This is a genomic window from Ectothiorhodospiraceae bacterium BW-2, from assembly GCA_008375315.1.
Classification (GTDB): domain Bacteria; phylum Pseudomonadota; class Gammaproteobacteria; order Thiohalomonadales; family Thiohalomonadaceae; genus BW-2.
In genome coordinates, this window is record CP032507.1 from 3,543,052 (window position 1) to 3,566,380 (window position 23,329).

The window sequence follows — 23,329 nt, forward strand, 5'->3', positions numbered from 1 at the left end:
CCGTTTAGCTATCGGTGAATTTGCTGTTAATGGCCCCTCTTTTTGCTGCGATTAAGGCGTGAGGCAAGACGACGCGCCAGCTCACCAAACAGTTCGGTTTGGGTCGGATGGGGGTGGATAGCGCGGCCAACCTGCTCTAAAGTCATCTCGCCACTGACCATCAGCACCGCCTCCCCGATGAGGGTATCGGTATGGTCGGCTAACAGATGCACCCCGATAATTTTATGGCTCACCCTATCGGCCACTAGCTTAATCAGACCGTGGCTCTCACCGGTAAGCATCGCTTTAGCATCGATACTCATAGGAACCTTGATCTCAACGGCATCGATCCCCCGCGCCTTGGCCTGCTCCACCGAAAGACCGACAAAACCGGCCTCCGGTCGGGTAAAGATAACCCCGGAGTCTTTGCTCTCATCGTAATAGCTCTCCTCACCCAAAATAGCCGCTGCCGCAACGCGTCCCTGCTCTCCGGCAGTGTGGGCTAACATCAAGCCGCCAATCACATCGCCTACCGCAAAGATATGCGGCACAGAGGTACGACAGCGGCTATCGGCTCGAATGACCCCCTTAGCGACAGCCACCCCGGCGTTTTCGAGCTTTAGTGGCTCCAATACCGGCCGCTTACCGGTTGCCATGATGACATAGTCGCACTCAAACTGGCGCGACTGGCCGTCACTATCGTCGAACTCCATCACCATCGCCCCAGGCTTGCCCCTAAGCTGGGTCACCTTAACGGAGGTATAGAGGGTTAAGTTAGGGTCTTGATTTAGAACCGCTGTGAGCTGTGTGGCCACCTCCGACTCTACTTCGGCTAACACTCTATCCTTGCCTTCGAGCAGCACCACTTCGGTACCAAAATCTTGGAAGATTTGCGCCATCTCCATTCCAATCGCACCGCCACCAATCACTCCGAGCCTCTTCGGTATCTCAGGCAGGCTCCAGACACTATCCGATGTGAGCAGGCCACCACAGCTCACCCCCTCATCGACGCCGGCAATAGGGGGGAGAAACGGCGGTGCGCCGGTAGCAATGACGGCGCAGCCGAAGGTTAGGTGACGCCCCTCAGAGCCATCGCCAACTAAGGCTCGCTGGTGGGGATTATCGGCATTCGCTGAGGTATCAATGAAGAGCCTATGATCGGTCTCAAACCAAGCAAACCCCTGAATAACATCAATTTTAACGCCGCGATCAGTATTGAGTGCCATCTTACCGCGCGTCTCTAATACAGAACGGCGATGCTGCTCTAGCACCGGCCAGTTTAGCGTTGGCCGGTTCGTCCCTTCAACGCCTAACAGCGCATCGTGAGCGCGATCACGCATCCTATCCGCGGCCGCCCGCCACGCTTTAGAGGGGATACAGCCGCGCCAGAGACACTCGCCGCCCGGATAGGGGGCATCATTAATCATAGCGATTTTCAGCCCGTGACCGGCCAGATCGCGGGCGCAATCCTCACCCCCGGGGCCACCGCCAATGACCACGACATCGTAGTCCCACTCCCCCTCTGGAATCGCAGGGCCTAACGGCCCCATCCAGCTCTCAGGCTGCTCAATCTTCTCCTTCACCGTATTGAGCCAAGCCGCCACCTCCGCCCCGTTCACCACGCGGTGATCTGCCGTGACTGTGACCGGCATGCCAGCAGCCCCCGCAGCGGCAATGGCGACAATAGCCGCCGTTCCGGGGGTAGGAATGGCATCGAAGTAGTCAACCCCCATCATCCCCATATTGGAGATCATAAAGGTAGGATTGGCATACTCCTCTGGTGCAAGACGCCGCTTACGCGCCCTATCGACCAAATCTTTCCAGTTACTATGTAGCTCCTCCAGTGGCCGCGACTCCACCTGTCGGAGCACCGGCACGACTAGACCGTTCCCCTCGGCCGTCACCGCCATACCGATATCGACCTGACTGCGTTCGACAATTTTATCGACCGGCTGATAGCACCAATTGAGGGAGGGGTGGGCTTTAATCGCCTCGGCACACGCCTTAGCAATCGCAATGGTCACCGAAACACCGACCCTTTTTGCCGCCTTAATCAACGCTTCGGGTTGAATCGTTCGGGTCACATGGAATGTCGGCATGGTGAGTGAAGCGGTCATCGAGGCTGAGACTGCTCGCTCCATCGCGCTCATCGGCCGCCCCTCACCGGGCACCTGCACCTGCGGTAAAATATGCGCCGGCACCGGTTCGACAATTTGGGTCGGCCGACTCACCGGCTGGGCACGACGCACATCCTCGGCGTTAATTTCGCCTTGGGGGCCGCTGCCGTTAAGATTATTCAAATTGACCTGCAGCGAGGCGGCCACCTTGCGCGCATAGGGGGTCGCGCTCTTATTGGCTGGACGAGGAGCCGGAGTCACCGCGACAGCCATCGCAGCCGGTGCGAAGGCGGGCGCTAGCTCAGATTGGGAGTTTGGTTTTGCAGCGACGGTGACAGTGACCGACTGCGCAACCACCGCCTCTCTGCTATCGACAAGGTAGGCGATCGCCTCACCGACGGCGACCACCGAATCGATGGCGGCAATAGGCCCGGAGAGATACCCTTCACGAAAGACCTCGACATCCATAATCGCCTTATCGGTCTCGACTTGGGCGACAATATCGCCTCGCTCGACTCTATCGCCAATCGACTTCTCCCAGCCAACGACCACCCCCTCGGTCATGGTATCTGAGAGCTGCGGCATCTTAATAGTATGGCTCGCCTTTGCAGAGGCCGGTTCCGGTTCAGCCACTGCGGCGATATCGCGCCCCACCTCTGCCGCACTAGCCACTAGATAACCGAGGGCCGCACCCACGGCAACTGTGGCGTCGATTTCGGCTAGCGGGCCAGAGAGATAGCCCTCCCGAAACACCTCGACATCCATAATCGCCTTGTCGGTCTCTACGGTGGCGACCACATCCCCCCGCTCGATCTTGTCACCGGGTTGCTTCTCCCAGCTCACCACAACCCCTTCGGTCATGGTATCTGAGAGCTGCGGCATCTTTATGACATAAGGTTCGGCCATCGGTTATGGTTCTCCGGTTTTGGTAAATACAGTTAGGTAACAATCAGACTTTGCCGACTATCTTCAGCACAGCCTGAACCACAGCGCCAGCATTCGGTATCGCCGCCTTCTCCAGGCCATGGTTATAGGGGATCGGGACATTGGCGGCTGAGACCCGAACCGGTGGTGCATCGAGTTCGAAAAAGCACTCCTCGTTAATAAGGGCCATCACCTCAGCGCCGACACCCACAGCAGGCTCGGCCTCTTCAGCAATGAGCGCCCGATGCGTTTTGCTGACCGACTCACGAATACCTACCCGATCTAGCGGATTGAGGGCATAGAGATCGACCACTTCGCAATCGATGCCATGCTTTTTAGCCAGCGTCTCTGCCGCCTGTAGGCACCAGTGTACCGAAACATTGTAACCAAACAGGGTGATATCTCTCCCCTTGCGGGCCACTTCTGAGCCTTCGAGCGGGTGGAAGTACTCCTCATCGGGCACCTCGCCTTTCATATTGTACATCAGCTCATGTTCGTTAATAAAAACCGGATCGTTGCAACGCACTGCGGATTTAATTAAACCATAGGCTTGGCGTGGATTGGAGGGGGTCACCACGCGCAGGCCGGCAATCCCCATAAAGACCTTCTCCATTCGCGCCGAGTGCTGGGCGCCGAGCTGGTGCGCCGTGCCGCCGGGGGAGCGAATCACCACCGGTGCCTCTAGCTGACCACCCGACATATAGCGCACTTTGGCCGCCGAGTTGACAATCTGGTCGGTCGCTAGCCAAGCGAAGTTAACCGACATAATTTCGATAATGGGTCGCACGCCAACAAAAGAGGCCCCAATACCGAGACCGGTATAGCTATTTTCTGAGATCGGCGTATCGATCACTCGCTCCGGGCCATACTTATCATAGAGCCCTTGGGTCGCCTTGTAGGTTCCGCCAGCGATACCGATATCCTCTCCCATACAGATGACTAAAGGGTCTCTAGCCATCTCCTCATCGTGAGCGCGACGAATCGCCTCCCAGTACATGATCTCAGCCATTATGCCACCCCTCCTTTGACCCATGGGTCGTTCTCCGCCAATACATACCGCTCTAGCTCCGCGACATCGGGCTCGGCTGACGCCTCACAGAAGGCGATAATATCGCGCTCAATCGACTCGATAATCTCCTTATCTAGCTGCTGATAATCGATATCGGTCATCTCTCCGGCCTCAATGAGGCGGTTGCGCAAAATCGTAATCGGATCGCGTTTGCCCCACATCTGCTCCTCATCCTTACTCCGATAAGCATTAGAGTCAGACATTGAGTGGCCACGATAACGATACGTCATTAACTCCAGCATATAGGGGCCTTGACCAGAGCGAACATGATCGACCGCGATTTTGGCCGCCTCATAGACTTGATCGATATCCTGCCCATCCGCCTGCGCTGAGGGGATATTGTAGCCACAGGTGCGTTTGTATTGGTCTTGCACTGCCGTGGAGCGATCAATGCGAGTCCCAATCCCATAGAGATTGTTTTCAGTTACAAACAGCACCGGTAGCTCCCAAATAGCCGCCATATTCATCGATTCGTGAAAGGTGCCCTGGTTATTAGCCGCATCGCCTAGAAAACAGATGGAGATCTCATCGCCCCCCTTTAACTTAATCCCCTTAGCCATCCCAACGGCTAACGGGAACGGGCCGCCAACCAGCGCATAGCCCCCCATAAAACGGTGCTTAACATCAAAAATGTGCATCGAACCGCCACGCCCTTTCGAAGAGCCGCTCTCCTTACCATAGAGCTCCGCCATCACCGCCTTCGGATCAGCCCCGCATTTAAGCGCATGGACATGATCGCGGTAACCGGTAATCACATAGTCCACTCCGGGTCGCGCGGCCTCCATCACTCCATGGACACACGCCTCCTCCCCCGGATAGAGGTGGAGGAACCCCCCAATTTTGCGTTCTACATAGGCCTCGTAGCACCGCTCCTCAAAGCGGCGGGCAAAGAGCATCTCCCGCAATAGTCGTTTTTTATCCGCAGCGTTCATATCGCCTCTCTAGTTGTCGTCTCAAGCATTCAATGATTTCGTATAGGGATCGCGCAATACAATCGTATCGGCCCGATCCGGTCCGGTAGAGATAATATCGACCGGCACCCCAATCAGCTCCTCAATTTGACTGATATAAGCTTTAGCATTAGCTGGTAGTTGATCATAGTCGCGCACGCCAAGCGTCGATTCCTGCCACCCTGGTAGTTCGATATAGTCGGGGCGGCACTCCTGATAGGCATCGGCACCGATGGGGGGCTCAGTAAGCACCTGCCCCCCGCGACGGTAACTGACCGCCACTTTCAAGCTTTCCAGTCCATCTAGCACATCCATTTTAGTCAAACAGATACCGCTTAGGCTATTAATCGTCGCCGAACGGCGCAGCGACACCACATCGAGCCAGCCACAACGCCGTGGTCGTCCGGTGGTCGCCCCATACTCACAGCCGGTATCGGCCATCTGTTTACCAACCGCATCAGTCAAATCGACGCCATCATAGAGTTCGGTTGGAAATGGCCCTGCACCAACTCGAGTGGTATAGGCTTTGGTAATCCCCAAAATATAATCCAAATCGCGCGGACCGACCCCAGTACCGGTCGCCGCCCCCCCCGCCGTTGGGCTCGATGAGGTGACATAGGGATAGGTACCGTGATCGATATCGAGCAGAGCCCCCTGCGCCCCCTCAAACATCACATTTTTACCCTCACGGCGTAGTCGGTGCAGTAGAGCGGTCACATCCCCCACCATAGGGCGAATCGCCTCGGCCATCTGCAACCCCTTATCGAGCTGCTGCTGATAATCGACCTGCGGCCGCTCAAAGAGCCTCTCTAGGACAAAATTGTGGTAGGCCATCACCTCCTGCAATCTATCGGCAAAGCGCTTCTCATCCAGTAGATCGCCCACTTTGAGTCCCCGACGGGAGATCTTATCCTCATAGGCAGGGCCAATACCGCGACCGGTTGTACCAATCGCCCGACTGCCACGGGCAAACTCCCGCGCCTGATCGAGCGCGACATGGTAGTCGAGAATCAGCGTCGCCGCTGCGCTAATCGTCAGCCGCCCGTCACTCTCGACACCGGAGTTATGCAACATTTTAAGCTCATCTAGCAGCGCATCGGGAGCTAGCACCACCCCGTTACCGACCATACAGGCGACATCGGGGCGCAAAATACCGGAGGGAATAAGATGCAATACCGTCTTTTTGCCCTCAATCACCAAGGTATGACCCGCATTATGCCCCCCCTGAAACCGCACCACGGCATCAGCCTTTTCGGTTAACAGATCAACAATTTTTCCCTTGCCCTCATCACCCCACTGGGTACCGACCACGACCACATTTTTTCCCATAGCTTTCGTTTTACCTACTCTCCAGTGGGCGACAACGCCACTGATCTTGTTCAAATACGAGCTGTTGCCGACAGTGATGCGGCGGCATCTCAGCTCCCTCTCCTAGCTGCTGCACCACTCGCACTCCCTCAGAGCGCAGTTTTGAAATCGCCTGCTGCAGCGCCGGCGCATAGCCCGCTGGTGCCCAGACCCCCTCCGGCTCTTCCGGTATCGGTCGGGCGGTTAAATCGATAATCTGTTTCAGATCCATACTAAATCCGGTCGCCGCTCGATGGCGTCCAAAAACCTCACCAATCCCATCGTAGCGCCCCCCCTGAGCCAACGACTGACCACTCCCCCGCTGATAGGCGCTAAACAGCAGGCCGTTATGGTAGTGGTAGCCCCGCAGCTCCGCTAAATCGAGATGGAGCGCAAAGCTTACCCCCGGTAGCTGATTAAGGCTATCCACCACCTGCCGCAGATAGTCGAGCGGGGCGGCAATGGCTGCCGAAGCATCGATGAGGGCACCCGCCCGTTCTAGTACCTCTTCCCCCCCCTGCAGATCACACAGCAGGGCTAACGCCGTTGTCAGTGGCTGCGCTAGCTCTCGCTGACGGCAAAAGGCGCTCACCTCATGCACCGCACGGGCGGAGAGGAGCCGTCGCAACTCAGCTTCGGTCTCTGAATCAACGCCCTCCTCGCTCATCAGGGTACGAAAGATGCCGACATGGCCTAAATCGAGCGTAACGGCACCTAAATCGAGCTCCTGCAAAGCGGTTAACATTAGATGGATAATTTCGATATCGCTGTTAACCCCAGCATGGCCGTAGAGCTCCGCCCCCACCTGTCTAGGTGTGCGGCTGCCGCCGCGCTCCCCCGGCAGGGTATGCAGAACCGTACCGATGTAACAGAGACGATTGGGGCCTACATGGTGTAGTCGATGGGCATCGATACGAGCCACCTGCGGCGTCATATCGGCCCGAATACCAAGCATTCGCCCGCTCTGTTGATCAATTAACTTAAAGGTCTGTAGGTCGAGCTCGGCACCGGTGCCGATTAATAGCGACTCGATATACTCAACTAGAGGGGTAATGACCTGGTTGTAGCCCCAGAGATTAAATAGCTGCAACAGCCGCTGGCGCACCTGCTCAATTTGGCGCGTCTGGGCGGGTAATAGCTCTTCAATGCCTTGGGGCAATACCCATTGATGAGATTGATGAGATTGAGTTCGATTCATAACAGCCTATGGGCTACTTCCAGTTGGATTCCATACCAAAACTCCTTAGTCGTCTGAATCAATGCCTAATGACATAGAGCAGCAGCGCCCCTAGCACCATGCTGACCACACCCATGCTGCGCAAGGAGGTATGTGACATTTGGGTCACTGCTGCCATGGTGCGCTGATAGAGCCCGGGCACAAGTGCGGGTAAGAGTCCCTCAATCACCAGCACTAGCGCTAGGGCTGCAAGTAGATCATCCGACATAGAAGCGACAGACTAACGCCGAACCGGCGCAGGTGAAGGGGATCTATTGGTAAAGTAGCGGAAGAAGTCGGTGTTGGCATCTAGCAACAACATATCGTCTTTACTCTGAAACGCCTGCTGATAGGCCTCTAACGAGCGATAAAACTCATAAAATTCGCGATCTTGCCCAAAAGAGGCCGCATAGATCGCCGCCGCGCTTCCATCCCCCTCGCCTCGTAGCATCTGCGCATCGCGCTCCGCCTCGGCAAGAATAACGGTTCGCTGACGATCAGCTTCAGCACGAATCTTCTCGGCCTTCTCCGCCCCTTGGGAGCGCAGCTCGGTCGCTACTCGCTGTCGCTCAGCCCGCATCCGTTGGAAAACCGACTCTGAGACCTCAACCGGCAGCTCAATACGCTTAATTCGCACATCGACCACATCAAGACCAAACTCAGCGACTTGGGAGACTATTTTTTCGGAGATAACCCGCATAATCTCGGCCCTCTCACCCGAAATCGCCTCTTGAATCGTCCGTTTGGCAAACTCATTGCGCAGCCCCTCCTGAATGACCTTGCTTAACCGCTCAGTCGCATTGGCCTCTAAGCCTCGCATCGAACGGTAGTAGAGACCAACATCACTAATGCGCCACATCACAAACGAATCGACTAGCAGATTCTTCTTTTCGAGCGTCAGATAGGGCACCGGCCGTGAGTCGATAGTCATAATCCGCCGCTCAAATTTGCGCACCTTTTGGAAAAAGGGGATCTTAAAGTGGAGCCCCGGTTCGTAGTCACCGCGAACAAACTCTCCAAACTGGAACTTAATCGCCAACTCCCGTTCGGTAACGACAAAGAGCGACATTGAGACCAACCAGAGCAGGACAATCACTCCAATGAGTTTAAACATAGTCTTGCCTTCCATTAACGCACCTCCCGCCGACGCAGTGTATCGCGCAACCGCTCTTCAGTGGAGCGGCCACTCTGACTCCCCTCCCCCATCTGGGAGAGCAGCTCCATTGTCTGCCGCATCGTCTCGCTATCGGCCGTAGTCGCTGAACGGCGTAGCTGATCAAGTGGCAGATAGACCATATTATTGCCACCTTCAACATCGATCATCACCTTGCTGCTACGGCTTAAAACCGACTGCATCGTATCGAGATAGAGTCGGGTACGCATCACCTGTGGCTCCTGCTTATACTCGGCTAATAGCTGATTAAACCGGCTAGTACGACCCTCAGACTCGGCAACCACCTGCTCTTTATAGGCGCTAGCTTCGGCGACAATACGAGCGGCCTTACCTCGCGCTTCTGGCAGAACATTATTCGCATAGGCCTCAGCCTCATTCTGGAATCGCACCGAATCCTCTCGCGCCTTGACGACATCATCAAAAGCCTGCTTCACCTGTTGTGGTGCTTGGGCATCCTGCATGGTCAACTGAATAATGTTCAAACCGGTTTGATAGAGATCGAGCGTCTCTTGCAATATCTGCTGCGCCTGAATCGTCACCGGACTCCGCCCCTCGGTCAGAATGAAATCCATAGAGCTACGGCCGATCACCTCCCGTACGGCGCTAGCAGTCGCATCCTGTAGTAGTCGCTGCAATCGCTCCTCATGGCTGGCCATGCGACCATCAATACCACGCACATTAAACAGAAAGTCGCGTGCCGCTATCGGGCTAGGTTTAATCTGGTACTGCACATCGAATTTAATGTCGATAATGTTCTCATCCTGAGTCAACATCAGCCCTTCGCTGGTCTGGTAACCGAGCTTAGCGCTACGAATACTGCTGACATCGACCTGCTCTACCGTCTGCAGCAGGCGGGGGTACCAGTGTAGCCCCGGTTCGGTAGTACTTTGATAGGAACCTAGCTGTAGCACGACGCCCCGATACCCCTCCTCGACGATATAGAGACCGGAGACAAACCAGATAAGCGCCACGACAATGGCTATCAGCGAGGCACCGATACGGCCAAGACGACCGCCGCCCCCGCCATCGGAGCCGTTGTTATCTTCCTTACCACTGCCACCCGCTCTCCCCCCTAATAGAGAGGAGAATCGCTGCTGCAGCTTACGCACTATCTCATCTAGATCGGGCGGGCCTTCACCACTACCCCCTCCCCCTTGTCCCCAAGGGTCACGATTCGATCCACCCGGTTCATTCCACGCCATAGAGTCTCTCCACTTGGCTAAATTTTAAAGTTCCCGCAGTATTGCAGACACAAATTGGTCGCGATTCTACACTTTTTTGGCCCGTTTGTTGAGTCATCTTTACAATAACAGACCAAAATCACGCCTAAAAGCTACATTCCGCTCTTCAGGCTCGCCTCAATAAAGCGATCTAAATCGCCATCTAGCACCGCTTGAGTATTGCCGCTCTCAACGCCGGTACGCAGATCTTTAATGCGCGACTGATCGAGTACATAGGAGCGAATTTGCGAACCCCAACCGATATCGGCCTTGTTCTCCTCTAGCTGCTGCTGCTCAGCACTGCGCTTCTGTATCTCTAACTCATAGAGCTTCGCTTTAAGTTGCCTCATCGCCTGCTCCCGATTTTTGTGCTGCGAGCGATCATTTTGGCACTGAGTCACGGTATTGGTCGGCAGGTGGGTAATTCGCACCGCCGATTCGGTACGATTAACATGCTGTCCCCCTGCCCCTGAAGCGCGATAGACATCGATGCGTAGATCGGCTGGATTGATGTCGATCTCTATTGAGTCGTCGATCTCCGGCGAGACAAAGATCGATGCAAACGAGGTGTGGCGACGGTTTCCCGAATCGAACGGCGATTTACGCACCAGCCGATGGACGCCGATCTCGGTACGCAGCCAGCCAAAGGCAAATTCGCCCTTAAAGTAGATAGTCGCGCTCTTAATACCGGCCACATCCCCCTCAGAGAGCTCCATCAATTCGCACTCATAGCCGTGCGCCTCCCCCCAACGCAGATACATTCTTAGCAACATATTAGCCCAATCCTGCGCCTCAGTCCCCCCCGAACCGGCTTGAATATCGAGATAGGCGTGATGGGAATCCATCTCGCCGGAGAACATACGCCGAAACTCCAACTGCGCTAGCTGTTGATTCAACCTATCGAGATCGACCCCCACCTCCTGTAGCGTCGCCTCATCGGCCTCCGCCGCCGCCATCTGCAGTAGTTCGCTACCGTCACGCAGACCGTTATCGAGGGCGTTAATAGTCTCGACCACCCGCTCCAACGCCACCCGCTCTCTCCCTAGCTGCTGCGCTCTAGCCGGATCGTCCCAAACCGAAGGCTGCTCTAACTCCCGATTGATCTCAAGTAGCTGCTCCGCTTTAGCCTCATAGTCAAAGATACCCCCTTAGCGCATCGGTGCGCTGTTGCAGCTCTTTGATTTGATTTAGATAGGGGTTAAGTTCCACACTCATCTCCTTAAATTACGATTTTATTCACCGATGGCAAGTTTACCACAGTCGTGCTGGCGCCCCCACTAGACGCAATTCAATCAAGTGGGATATCATTAACCCCACTACCCACTACCCACTACCCACTACCCACTGCCCACTGCCTACCCCCTGATGATTAACCAAGATTTAACTCAACTCCACCCCTACCCGTTTGAAAAACTGCGCCAACGGCTAGGCAAGATCACCCCGCCTAGCCACCTAGAGCCGATACAGCTCTCTATTGGCGAACCACAACACGCCCCGCCCCCTTTTGCCACAAAGGAACTCTGTCAACAATTAGAGAGCGATCTCGCCCGTTACCCCCTCACCCAAGGGGAAGCGGCACTCAGAGAGGCGATAGCTCGCTGGCTACAGCGCCGTTTTAAGCTAAAGTCGGTTGACCCCGACACAGAGGTGCTACCGGTAGCCGGCACCCGCGAGGCGCTGTTTGCCGTCGCTCAAGCGTTAACCAACCGCGCCGACAGAGCGATTGTGATGATGCCCAACCCCTTCTACCAGATCTATGAAGGGGCGGCGCTGTTAGCCGGTGCTGAACCCTACTACCTCCACTGCCACCTAGAGAATAACTTCCTGCCCGATTTAGAGTCGATACCCACAGAGATCTGGCAGCGCTGTCAACTCTTCTACCTCTGCTCACCGGGGAACCCTAGCGGCAGAGTCGCGCCGCTAGCGTACCTAAAACGGCTACTAGAACTGGCCAGACGCCACGATGTTACCCTCGTTGCAGATGAGTGCTACTCCGAAATCTACCCTAATGAGAGCGATCCCCCCCCGGGCCTACTACAGGCCGCTCAAAACGACTACCGTCACTGTCTGGTCTTTCACAGCCTCTCGAAGCGCTCTAACCTCCCCGGCCTGCGCTCGGGATTTGTCGCCGGAGATAGCCGACTCATTCGCCAGTTTCTAAGCTATCGCACCTATCACGGCTGCGCCCTCCCTCTAGCGACCCAACGCCTCAGCCGCGCCGCTTGGGAGGATGAGAGCCATGTCATTGCCAATCGCGACAGCTATCGGCAAAAATTTGCCGCGGTGACCGACATCCTCACCCCCCTCCTACCGATAACGCCGCCGGAGGCCGGATTCTACCTCTGGGCTCGTTGCCCCGGTGATGATACCGACTTTGCTGCCGAACTCTACCGCCAGTGCCATATTACCGTACTGCCGGGACAGTACCTCTCTCGTAGCGTAAAGGGGTATAATCCCGGCTTTGGCTATGTTCGCATGGCGTTGGTCGCTCCTCTGGAGCAGACAATCACCGCCGCTAAGCGCATTCACCACTATTTGGCCACTATTTAGCCACCTACTGACCCCCACTAAACCCCCACTAAACCCCCACTAAATTGGAGTATTTATGTCGCAACTACAAACAACGATTGAACAGGCTTTTGAAGATCGAGCCACCCTTACCCCCCAAAACGCCCCCGTAGCGCTGCGTGCAGCGGTCAATGAGGTGATGCTACAACTTGATCGGGGTGAGGTGCGTGTCGCCGAACGGCGTGGCGTTGGCGACTGGCAGGTCAATGAGTGGCTAAAAAAGGCGGTACTGCTCTCGTTTCGGATAAATGAGAATGAGATAATAGCCAGCGGTTCGACCACCTATTTCGATAAAGTCCCCTCTAAATTTGGCGCGATGAGCCGCGATGAGGTGATTCAAAGTGGTGTGCGGGTAGTACCACCGGCGATGGCGCGACGCGGTGCCTATATCGCCCCCGGTGCGGTACTGATGCCCTCCTATGTCAATATCGGTGCCTATGTTGACAGCGGCACCATGGTCGATACTTGGGCGACGGTCGGCTCCTGCGCCCAAATTGGCAAAAATGTCCACCTCTCCGGCGGAGTCGGTATCGGCGGGGTACTAGAACCGCTACAAGCCTCCCCAACCATTATCGAGGATAACTGCTTTATCGGTGCCCGCTCTGAGGTCGTTGAAGGGGTGATTGTCGAAGAGGGCTCGGTCATCTCCATGGGGGTCTATATCGGCCAATCGACCAAAATCTATGATCGTGACAGCGGTGAAATTCACTACGGTCGCATCCCCGCCGGCTCGGTCGTCGTCTCGGGCAACCTCCCCGCCAAAGAGGGCAACTATAGCCTCTACTGCGCTGTCATTGTCAAAAAAGTCGATGAAAAGACCCGCTCTAAAGTCGGCATTAACGAACTGTTACGCGATATTTAACCCCCCTATTTAAGGAGTCCACCGTGAGCCCAACCCTTGATCTGGCGCGACAACTGGTCTCACGCCGCTCCCTCACCCCCGACGATGGCGGCTGCCAGCGGCTACTAGCCGAGCGACTCACCCCGCTCGGATTTACTCACCACCCCCTCCCCTTCGGTGAGGTGACCAACCTCTGGAGTCGGCGGGGGCAGAGCGCCCCCCTATTCTGCTTTGCAGGCCATACCGATGTGGTACCGACCGGCCCCATCGAGTCGTGGCAACACCCCCCCTTTGAGGCTGTCATCTCTGATGGCGTGCTCCACGGTCGGGGCAGCGCCGATATGAAAGGCTCCCTCGCCGCCTTTATCACCGCTTTAGAACGCTTTATTGCCGACCACCCCGACCACCTAGGCTCCATCGCACTGCTCATTACCAGTGATGAAGAGGGGGCGGCCACCCATGGCACTGTCAAGGTGATTGAGACCCTACAGCAGCGCCAAGAGAGGATCGACTGGTGTCTAGTCGGAGAGCCGACCAGTGTTCAGCGGCTCGGTGATGGGGTCAAAAATGGCCGCCGAGGCTCATTGAGCGGCGAACTAACCCTCTATGGTACCCAAGGTCATGTCGCCTACCCCCATCTAGCCGATAATCCGATTCATCGCGCCGCCCCCTTTCTAAGCGAGCTGATCGCGATTGAGTGGGATAGAGGCAACGACCACTTCCCCCCCACCACGCTCCAGATCACCCATATGAGTGCCGGAACGGGGGCCGGTAATGTCATTCCCGGACAGATCGAGATCGACTTCAACTTTCGCTTCTCGACCGAACAGAGCGCTAGCGGCCTTCAGCAGCGGGTGAGCGAGCTGCTACAGCAGCACCAATTAGAGTACGATTTGAGCTGGAACCTCTCGGGGAACCCCTTTCTCACCCCCACCGGGGAGCTACTCTTAGCGACAGCGGCCGCCATAGAGGAGATCTGCCACCTTCAGACCGACATCAATACCGCCGGCGGCACCTCTGATGGCCGTTTTATCGCGCCGACCGGAGCACAAGTGGTCGAACTAGGGCCACTCAATGCCACCATTCATAAAATTAACGAACAGGTTGCCACAGCCGATTTGGAGATATTGAGCCGCCTCTACCAACGCATTCTCGAAAAGCTGCTTCTCCCCTGAGCGCTAACGGTTATAATGGCTGCCAATCGTCGCAGCGACAGGAGCATATCTATGGTTCAATTTAACGATAAACCCTTGCGTACTCGGGTAAAACTGTTTGGTAACCTGCTAGGGGACATACTGCAACAACACGCCGGAAGCGAGGTACTACAGGCGGTCGAGACCCTGCGCAAAGGCTATATTAGCCTGCGCAAGAAGGAGGGATTTTTTAAACGCCACCGTCTGAGCCAATTTATCGAAAAACTCGATCAAAACACGCTCAACCATGTCATTCGTGCCTTTAGCATCTACTTTAGCCTAGTTAATATCGCCGAAGAGTCCTACCAACACCGCCAGCGGCGGCGCATTATGCGCAGAGGTGGCCCACTCTGGTTCGGTTCGTTTGACTATGTTATGCGTCAATTTCATGCCGAAGGGGTCACCCCAGAGCAGCTACAGCAGCTACTAGAGCAGCTCACCTACACGCCCGTATTTACCGCTCACCCCACCGAATCGAAACGGCGCACGATTAAAGAGAATCTGCGTCGAATCTTTATCACCAGTGAAAAACTGAACGATCCTCGTCTTGGCAAAGAGGATAAAGATCGCATTACCGCTGAACTTAAAGCCGAAATTCTGGTGCTCTGGCGCACTGATGAGGTTCGTAGCCACAAAATTGAGGTAGCCGATGAGATTGAAAATGCCCTCTACTACTATCGCCACAGCCTGTTTGAGGCGGTTCCTACCGTCTATCGCAATCTCAACAAGGGGGCTGTGCGTCTCTATGGCCAGCCGCTTGAGGTGCCGACCTTTCTGCGTTTTGGCTCGTGGATAGGGGGAGATCGCGATGGCAACCCCTTCGTCACCCCCGATACCACCGCTCTCGCCGTACGGCTCCACCATAAAGAGATTGTGCAAGAGTATATTCGCCGCATAGAGCACCTTAGCCATATTCTGACCCACTCCTACCGCCTCTGCCAGCCGAGCGAGGTATTTCTCGCCTCGTTAGAGCACGATGAGGCAGCCTACCCCAACATTTTTGCCGACAAACCCACTCATCTGCAATATGAGCCCTATCGGCGCAAACTCTATATCATGCGCTACCGCCTGCGGCGCAATTTGGAGCTAGTCTTAAGTCGTATTGAGGGGAACGATCCGAGCGAGCAGGCGACCGGTGCCCGCTATCGCACCGAAAAGGAGTTTTTAAACGATTTAAAACAGATCTACCAATCACTCCTCTCCCACAACGATCAGGCAGTGGCCGAGGGCGAACTGCTCGATCTGCTGCGCATGGGAAAAACTTTCGGCTTCTATCTAGTACAGCTCGATGTGCGCCAAGAGTCGGTCCACCATACCGAAGCGGTCGCCGAACTGCTAAAGAGCCGCGACAACCAGTTTGACTATCTAGCGCTAAGTGAGGAGGAGCGACTCACCCTACTCGGTGATCTCATCGCCAGTGAAGAGAGCTTAAACTCCGATCGCAGCCATCTGAGCGAGGCCACCCGCCAGACCCTAGCTGTGTTTGAGGTGATGCATAAAATGGGCGAAGAGATTAGCGCCAACGCCTTCGGCAGCTATGTGATCTCCATGACCCACGCCGCCAGCCATGTCATGGAGGTGATGCTACTCGCCCGCTGTGCCAAACTGATTCAGTGCAAAGGGGGCAAACTACAGTGCCGCATTAGCGTCAGCCCGCTGTTTGAGACCATCGAAGATTTAAGCCACATTCAGCCGGTGATGGAGCAGCTCTTTCACAACCCGACCTATATCCGCCTGCTGCAGCAGCTAGATAGAACCCAAGAGGTGATGCTCGGCTACTCCGACTCCTGTAAAGATGGAGGGATCGTCTCCTCTAGCTGGAACCTCTATCGCGCCCAGCAGCAGCTAACCGAGTTGGCCAAAACGCACCAAATTCGCCTCCGACTCTTTCATGGTCGTGGCGGCACCATCGGTCGCGGCGGTGGCCCGACCCACCAGGCGATTATGGCCCAACCGGAAGGGACTCTCTCCGGACAGATCAAATTTACCGAACAAGGTGAGGTGCTCTCCAATAAATATAGCAATGTCGAAACAGCCGTCTATGAGCTGGCGATGGGGGTGACCGGACTGATTAACGCCAGCCGCCACCTAATTACCTCCGCCCCTGAACCGCAGCAGCACTATCAACAGATTATGGAGCAGCTATCACAGCTAGGCGAACAGGCCTATCGCGACCTGACCGACCGCTCGGAGGGGTTCCTCGACTACTTCTATGAAGCGACACCGGTCACCGAAATTGCCCAAATGAATATCGGCTCCCGCCCCTCCCACCGTAAGCAGGGAGATCGCTCCAAAAGCTCGGTTCGCGCGATAGGCTGGGTCTTTGGCTGGGCGCAGTCGCGTCACACACTACCGGCTTGGTATGGTATCGGCTACAGCCTCTGTCAGTGGATGGGGGAGAATCCAGAGCGCCTAGCGCAGCTACAGCAGATGTATCAGCAGTGGCCCTACTTTCGCTCTCTAATTAGCAATACCCAAATGTCCCTAAAAAAGGCCGATATGGGTATTGCCGCCGAGTATGCTGCCCTCGCCACGACTCGACCTAAACAGGCCAAACAGATCTATAAAACCATCGCCGCCGAATATCAGCAGACCCTTAAAGCGGTACTTAAAATCACCCAACAGCAGCAGTTAATGGAGGATAATCTGGCGTTAGCGCTCTCGCTCGATCGGCGCAACCCCTATCTCGACCCGCTGAACCATATCCAAATTATGTTAATCAAGCGCTATCGGGCCGCAGTCGCTGCAGAGGCAGAGCAGGCGCAGATAGAACACTGGCTTGAGCCGCTGCTACGAAGTATTAGCGCCATCGCTAGCGGTATGCGCAATACCGGCTAACCCTCTACCCTCTCTATATCAGGTATCACCATGACGGCTAAAGTGACTATTTTAATAGTCGATGATCAACCACAAAACCTACTCCTTCTCGGAGAGATTCTGCAACCACACTACCGAGTGATCGCCGCAAATTCGGGAGAACACGCGCTACAGCTAGCTGACAGCAGCTCCCCACCGGCACTGATTCTGCTCGATATTATGATGCCGCAGATGGATGGCTATGCCGTGCTACAGCAGCTAAAACAGAGACCGAACACCTGCGAGATTCCGGTGCTCTTTGTCACCGCCCTCAACGATACCGATGACGAAGCCTACGGGCTCGCACAAGGGGCGGCAGACTATATCACCAAACCGCTAAAACCGGCCATTATCCTAGCCCGTATCGCCAATCAGTTAGAGATGAAGCGTATGCGTGATCTATTAAATGATCGCGCCTTGCAGCTAGAGCATGAGGTACAGAAACGGACTGAGGAGCTACAAAGGGCGCTACAGGTCAAACAGCAGTTTCTCTCCAATATCAGCCATGAGCTCAATACCCCAATTAACGGTATTTTAGGCATGATCAATCTAACGATGACTTGCTTTGAGCTCCCTGCCGACGCTCAAACCTATCTCGAACTGGCCTTTAAATCGGGCGATGCACTCAACGAGATTTTAGATAAAATTTTTGAGTATAGCGACACCCTAAAACATACCGGTGACGATCTCTACGCCACCGCTAGCTCCCCGAAAAAACTCGCTGAAGAGGTAGTCAACTACTATCGGGCATCGGCCACAGTTAAAGGATTAACCCTCTCTCTGGAAGTGGCAGAGGATCTGCCGCAACTACTGCTGTTAGATAACATGAAGATTCAACGAATTTTAATTCAACTGGTCGATAACGCCCTAAAATATACCGCTAAGGGAGGGGTCGCACTACAGTGTGAGTTTCGCCACAACCAGCTACACTACACCATTCAAGATAGCGGCTGCGGTATTGAGCCGTCACAACAGCAGGCGATCTTTGCCCCCTTTAATCAAAGCGATAACTCCACCCGTCGCCACCACTACGGTACCGGACTGGGATTGGCGATTGTACGGGAGTTAGCCATCCAGCTCGGTGCCACGCTTGAGCTAGAGAGTGCCCCTGCTCAAGGGAGCCGGTTTAGCCTCGCCATTCCGGTACAATCGCCTCACCCTCGACAGAGTTTATAAAGCCATCTCGCCAAAAATCAGCGCCGCTGCATGACTCGCCGGAATCCTTCATGAAAATATCGTCTCCCCACTATCTTCAGTTCAATCCATTGTGCGGTGGCCTAGATGCGACAGAGGATTGACATGCATATCCATAAACATGATGAACGAAGGACGAAGGCTATGGATGGGAGATGGCTGACGGTCGATGATATTTGCAAATATCTGAATGTAAGCAATGAGACGGTCTATAAGTGGATCGAGCAACGGGCTATGCCCGGTCATCGTGTCGGCCGTCGCTGGATGTTTAAACAAGACGAAGTGGACGAATGGGTCCGCTCCGGCGGTGCGGCTGATAAATCCGATAAGCCGGACACCGAGCAATAAGGAGCGACCATTGGCCGAGCCGATACACGACAAGATAAAACGATCCTTGCAGGCAGCCGAAGGCTTGTATCACCGTCTGGTGTTGCTGGTGGGTGAGACCGGTTCCGGCAAGACCAGCGTTCTTCGGGATGTCGCTGAAGAGTTCGGGGCATCCGTCATCAATGTCAATCTGGCGCTTTCAAGCGAGCTCTTGGAACTGACAGCCAAACAGCGGTCACTTCGGTTGCCGGGCATCCTCGATCAGATCGCCGACGAGGCTCAAGGATTAGTAGCGCTGGATAATCTCGAAATCCTTTTCGACAAGACCCTCCAGCAAGACCCTTTGCGCCTGTTGCAGAGCCTTTCGAGAAACCGGGCCGTGGTGGCTTCGTGGAACGGAACCATGACCTCCGAGAGGCTTTTATACGCCGAAACCGGCCATCCCGAGTACCGCAGCTATGACTCGGTTGATGCCCTGATTGTGGGCATGGATGGCTCTGCCACGGTCGATTCGGCAAAAAACAATAGAGAGGCGGGACAAGCATGAAATACGGAGATCTTATCCAATTCGACCCGATTGAGTCGGTCGTTCAGTTGCGTGACGCGGACAAATCGAGCGCCGCGCACACTCTCGTGAACACCTATGTCATTTCCGAGGAAATGGCCGAACGGCTCACCCAGCTTATCATTCCTCAGATGCAGTTCGACCAGCCGGTCGACAACAAGGGACTGCTGGTCGTCGGTAACTACGGCACCGGTAAGTCGCACTTGATGTCGGTGGTCTCCAGTCTTGCCGCAGACGCCTCCCTGCTGGATGGGCTGAACCACGCCGGTGTCCGCGATGCAGCCTCTCAGATCGCAGGTCGGTTCAAGGTTATCCGTACCGAGATCGGAGCCACCACCATGTCCCTGCGTGACATCCTGGTGGCCGAACTGGAAGAGCATCTCGAAAAACTCGGCGTGGAGTATGTGTTTCCCGAGGCGGGCACCATCACCAGCCACAAGCGGGCCTTCGAAGACATGATGGCCAAGTTCGGCGAGGTCTTCCCCGAACACGGCCTGCTGCTGGTGGTCGACGAGCTGCTCGACTACCTGCGCACCCGCAAGGACCAGGAGCTGATCCTCGACCTCAACTTCCTCCGCGAGGTCGGCGAGGTCTGCAAGGATCTGCGGTTCCGTTTCATGGCCGGTGTCCAGGAAGCCATTTTCGACAGCCCGCGCTTCGCCTTTGTTGCTGACAGCATCCGCCGGGTGAAGGACCGCTTCGAGCAGATCCTGATTGCCCGCAGCGATGTGAAATTCGTCGTGGCCGAGCGTCTGCTCAAGAAGACCACCGAGCAACAGGCCAAGATCCGCGACTACCTGATGCCCTTTGCCAAATATTACGGCGGGCTCAACGAGCGCATGGATGAATTCGTCCGGCTCTTCCCGGTGCATCCCGATTACATCGACACCTTCGAGCGTGTCACCGTGGTGGAAAAGCGCGAGGTGCTCAAGACTCTGTCCATGGGCATGAAAGGCATCCTCGGTAAGGATGTGCCGCAGGACGAGCCCGGCCTGATCGCTTTCGACAGCTACTGGAACACGCTCAAGCAGAACGCCTCGTTCCGCGCCATTCCCGAGATCCGTGCGGTTATCGATTGCAGCCAGGTGCTTGAATCCCGCATCGAGAACGCCATCACTCGCAAGCAATACAAGCCGATGGCGCTGCGCCTGATCCATGCGTTGTCTGTCCACCGCCTTACCACCGGCGACATCTATGCCCCCATGGGCGCGTCCGCCGAGGAACTGCGCGACCGTCTCTGCCTGTTCGATCCGCTGATCGCGGAGCTGGGCAGCGACGAACCCGACAAAGACCTCCAGACCCATGTGGAAACGGTCCTGCGCGAGATCCATAAAACGGTCAGCGGCCAGTTCATCTCCTTCAATGCCGACAATCGCCAGTTCTATCTCGACCTGAAGAAGACCGACGACTTCGACGCCCTGATCGACAAGCGGGCCGAAAGCCTGGGGCAGGCTCAGCTCGACCGTTTCTACTACGAGGCACTCAAACGGGTCATGGAATGCCAGGACGCCACCTATGTGACCGGCTACAAGATTTGGCAGCACGAACTGGTCTGGCAGGAGCACAAGGCAGCCCGCTCCGGCTACCTCTTTTTCGGGGCACCGAACGAGCGTTCCACCGCCGTGCCGCAGCGGGACTTTTACCTCTACTTCATCCAGCCCAACGATCCGCCGCGCTTCAAGGACGACAAGGTCAACGACGAGGTCTTCTTCCGCCTGAAAGGCACCGACGAGGAATTCCAGACTGCGCTGAAGAGCTATGCGGCCGCCCTGGACCTTGCAGCCACCTCATCGGGCCATGCCAAGGCCACCTATGAATCGAAGGCCAACGGTTTCCTGAAGAAGCTGGTCCAGTGGCTACAGAAGCACATGAGCGATGCCTTCGAGGTCACTTACCAGGGCCGCGCCAAGTCCATGACCGAATGGGCCAAGGGCAAATCGATCCGCGATCTGTCCGGTCTGTCGCCCCACGAGACTATCAATTTCCGTGACTTGGTGAACACCATTGCCGGTGTCTGCCTGGCACCGAACTTCGAGAATCAGGCTCCGGACTATCCGTTCTTCTCGGTCCTGATCACCGGCAACAATCGCGCCCAGGCCGCGCAGGACGCCTTGCGGGCCATCGCTGGACAGAATCGCACCAAGCAGGCCACCGCCGTGCTGGATGCCCTGGAGCTGCTCGACGGCGAGAAGATCGACCCTTACAAGTCGAAGTACACCAAGTTCATCCTCGATGCCGTCAAAGCCAAGGGGCACGGCCAGGTGGTCAACCGCAGCGAGATCATCCAGGACGACCACGGGCTGGAATACATGAACCCGGGCGGTTCCCGTCTGGAGCCTGAATGGGTGAGTGTCCTGGTGGCGGCGCTGGTCTACTCCGGAGACATTGTGCTCGCCATCCCGGGCAAGAAATTCGACGCTACCGGGCTGCAGCAACTTGCCGCGACCGGCATGGACGAGCTGGTCCGCTTCAAGCACCTGGAACAGCCCAAGGAATGGAACCTGCCCGCGCTCAAGGCCCTGTTCGAACTGCTCGGCATGACGCCGGGCATGGCCCAGCTCGTCACCCAGGGCAAGGACGAGCCTGTGCAGAACCTGCAACAGGCGGTGGGCAAGATCGTCAAGCGCATCGTCATGACCCAGCAGACCCTGCGCGAAGGACTTTCATTCTGGGGAATGGATTTGGTTCAGAGTTCTGGGTTCACGGTTCCAGGTTCAGCTAACTCAGAACTCAAAACTCAGAACTCTGAACTAGAAGCCGCAAAGACTTTTTTTGAAAGTCTTCAGGCTTATACTTCGCCGGGCAAGCTGAAAAACTTCCGCTATAGCGCTCCCGAAGTGCTGGCCCACGAAAAGGCCGTGAAGGCGCTGGATGAACTGGACGCCCTGCGCGAGTTCATCATGGATCACAGCCCGACGGCGTCCTGGCTAGCGACGGCTGAAGCCGTCGCGGTTACTGGTTCAGGGTTACTTGTTCCAGGTTATGAAGACTGGGCACAACAAGTGAAGGATGAGCGAACCCGAATCCACAACCTGCTTTCCCAACCAGTAACCAGTAACCAGAAACTGGTAACCATCAGCTCCGAAGTCGGCGAAAAGCTCAAAAAGCTCAAGCGCGACTACATCAACCAATATATTGCGCTCCACGCGCGCGCCCGGCTGGGCGTGAACGACGACAAGCGCAAGGCTGGCCTGCTCAATGACCAGCGCCTGCAAACCCTGCTCAAGCTGGCTGGCATCGACCTGATGCCCCGGCAGCAGCTCACCGATTACCAGAACCGTCTGGCCGGGCTGAAGAGCTGCTTCGCGTTGACCGAGCAAAATCTCGACGCCTCGCCCATCTGCCCGCATTGCCAATTTCGGCCTGCGGCTGAAATTGGGGTTTCTGGTTCTGGGTTACTGGTTGCTGGTTCGCAGCAGCTTGATCAGATGGATGAGCAATTGGACAAGATCATCGAGCAGTGGACCAAGACTCTGTTGAATAACCTCGATGATCCGATGACCCAGGCGAATGTAAACGAGCTGCTGCACGAGGACGACAAGCAGATCGTTAAGGCATTCATGGATTCAAAGGAATTGCCAGACCCGGTGGATGGCAATTTTGTCCAGACCTTGAAAACCATCCTTGCCGGTTTACAGAAAGTTCCGGTCAAGAAGGCTGATTTACTGAAGATAGTCTCCGACCTTGGCCCATCCACGCCGGATGAGATCAAGCAAGCGGTCAGCGACTACGTGGACGGTCTGACCAAAGGCAAGGACCCGAGCAAAGTCCGCATCGTGTTGGAGTAAC

At 55.8% G+C, this 23,329-nt stretch carries 17 protein-coding genes; 8 read left to right on the top strand and 9 right to left on the bottom strand.

The genetic code is table 11. The features are described 5' to 3' along the window. Nucleotides 1–26 precede the first annotated feature (26 nt). The 9 genes from D5085_16635 to prfB form a co-directional block, all read right to left on the bottom strand. Entirely contained in the window at nt 27–3,002 is a 2,976-nt protein-coding gene (locus D5085_16635) for a pyruvate dehydrogenase (GenBank protein QEP44616.1), read from the bottom strand. 43 nt (nt 3,003–3,045) lie between these two features. Continuing rightward, nucleotides 3,046–4,029 (bottom strand): alpha-ketoacid dehydrogenase subunit beta, encoded by a 984-nt coding sequence (locus D5085_16640; protein ID QEP44617.1) that lies wholly within the window; start codon nt 4,027–4,029, stop codon nt 3,046–3,048. Further along, nucleotides 4,029–5,021, bottom strand: a complete 993-nt coding sequence (pdhA, locus tag D5085_16645; GenBank protein QEP44618.1) for a pyruvate dehydrogenase (acetyl-transferring) E1 component subunit alpha — start codon at nt 5,019–5,021, stop codon at nt 4,029–4,031. Before pdhA ends, D5085_16640 begins: the two co-directional genes overlap by 1 nt. 21 nt (nt 5,022–5,042) lie before the next feature. Further along, nucleotides 5,043–6,368 carry an adenylosuccinate synthase gene (locus tag D5085_16650; protein ID QEP44619.1) on the bottom strand — a complete coding sequence of 442 codons (1,326 nt, stop codon included), beginning with the start codon at nt 6,366–6,368 and terminating at the stop codon, nt 5,043–5,045. Between the two features lie 10 nt (nt 6,369–6,378). Beyond that, nucleotides 6,379–7,584 carry an ATP phosphoribosyltransferase regulatory subunit gene (locus D5085_16655; GenBank protein ID QEP44620.1) on the bottom strand — a complete coding sequence of 402 codons (1,206 nt, stop codon included), beginning with the start codon at nt 7,582–7,584 and terminating at the stop codon, nt 6,379–6,381. Nucleotides 7,585–7,642: 58 nt separating this feature from the next. Further along, the gene (locus tag D5085_16660) at nt 7,643–7,831 is read right to left on the bottom strand and encodes a DUF2065 domain-containing protein (GenBank protein ID QEP44621.1); all 189 of its coding nucleotides are present in this window, start codon (nt 7,829–7,831) and stop codon (nt 7,643–7,645) included. Nucleotides 7,832–7,843: 12 nt separating this feature from the next. Further along, entirely contained in the window at nt 7,844–8,731 is an 888-nt protein-coding gene (hflC, locus tag D5085_16665) for a protease modulator HflC (GenBank protein QEP44622.1), read from the bottom strand. After that, nucleotides 8,731–9,978 carry an FtsH protease activity modulator HflK gene (gene hflK / locus D5085_16670; protein QEP44623.1) on the bottom strand — a complete coding sequence of 416 codons (1,248 nt, stop codon included), beginning with the start codon at nt 9,976–9,978 and terminating at the stop codon, nt 8,731–8,733. Before hflK ends, hflC begins: the two co-directional genes overlap by 1 nt. Nucleotides 9,979–10,109: 131 nt before the next feature. Then, nucleotides 10,110–11,211, bottom strand: a protein-coding gene (prfB, locus tag D5085_16675) for a peptide chain release factor 2 (GenBank protein QEP44624.1) whose coding sequence is annotated in 2 segments (ribosomal slippage) — nt 10,110–11,132 and nt 11,134–11,211 — 1,101 coding nt in all. Because the reading frame shifts where the segments join, the coding sequence is not laid out codon by codon here. Between the two features lie 153 nt (nt 11,212–11,364). Between prfB and dapC the strand changes: the two genes are divergently transcribed. The 8 genes from dapC to D5085_16715 all read left to right on the top strand — a co-directional run bounded on the left by dapC (nt 11,365) and on the right by D5085_16715 (nt 23,328). Further along, nucleotides 11,365–12,546 carry a succinyldiaminopimelate transaminase gene (dapC, locus tag D5085_16680; protein ID QEP45203.1) on the top strand — a complete coding sequence of 394 codons (1,182 nt, stop codon included), beginning with the start codon at nt 11,365–11,367 and terminating at the stop codon, nt 12,544–12,546. A 55-nt stretch (nt 12,547–12,601) separates the two neighbouring features. Beyond that, nucleotides 12,602–13,426, top strand: a complete 825-nt coding sequence (gene dapD, locus D5085_16685) for a 2,3,4,5-tetrahydropyridine-2,6-dicarboxylate N-succinyltransferase (protein ID QEP44625.1) — start codon at nt 12,602–12,604, stop codon at nt 13,424–13,426. A gap of 23 nt (nt 13,427–13,449) precedes the next feature. After that, complete coding sequence (locus D5085_16690) at nt 13,450–14,580, top strand: succinyl-diaminopimelate desuccinylase (protein ID QEP44626.1); 1,131 nt, start codon at nt 13,450–13,452, stop codon at nt 14,578–14,580. 15 nt (nt 14,581–14,595) lie between these two features. Beyond that, nucleotides 14,596–17,436 carry a phosphoenolpyruvate carboxylase gene (locus tag D5085_16695; protein ID QEP44627.1) on the top strand — a complete coding sequence of 947 codons (2,841 nt, stop codon included), beginning with the start codon at nt 14,596–14,598 and terminating at the stop codon, nt 17,434–17,436. Between the two features lie 30 nt (nt 17,437–17,466). Continuing rightward, a complete protein-coding gene (locus D5085_16700) occupies nt 17,467–18,630 on the top strand; it encodes a response regulator (GenBank protein QEP44628.1) in 1,164 nt (387 codons plus the stop codon). Between the two features lie 162 nt (nt 18,631–18,792). Beyond that, complete coding sequence (locus D5085_16705) at nt 18,793–18,996, top strand: DNA-binding protein (GenBank protein QEP45204.1); 204 nt, start codon at nt 18,793–18,795, stop codon at nt 18,994–18,996. A gap of 10 nt (nt 18,997–19,006) precedes the next feature. Next, nucleotides 19,007–19,522: a BREX-3 system P-loop-containing protein BrxF gene (gene brxF / locus D5085_16710; GenBank protein ID QEP44629.1), complete on the top strand. Its 516-nt coding sequence runs from the start codon at nt 19,007–19,009 to the stop codon at nt 19,520–19,522. Next, nucleotides 19,519–23,328 (top strand): ATP-binding protein, encoded by a 3,810-nt coding sequence (locus tag D5085_16715; protein ID QEP44630.1) that lies wholly within the window; start codon nt 19,519–19,521, stop codon nt 23,326–23,328. Before brxF ends, D5085_16715 begins: the two co-directional genes overlap by 4 nt. Nucleotide 23,329: the final 1 nt, after the last annotated feature.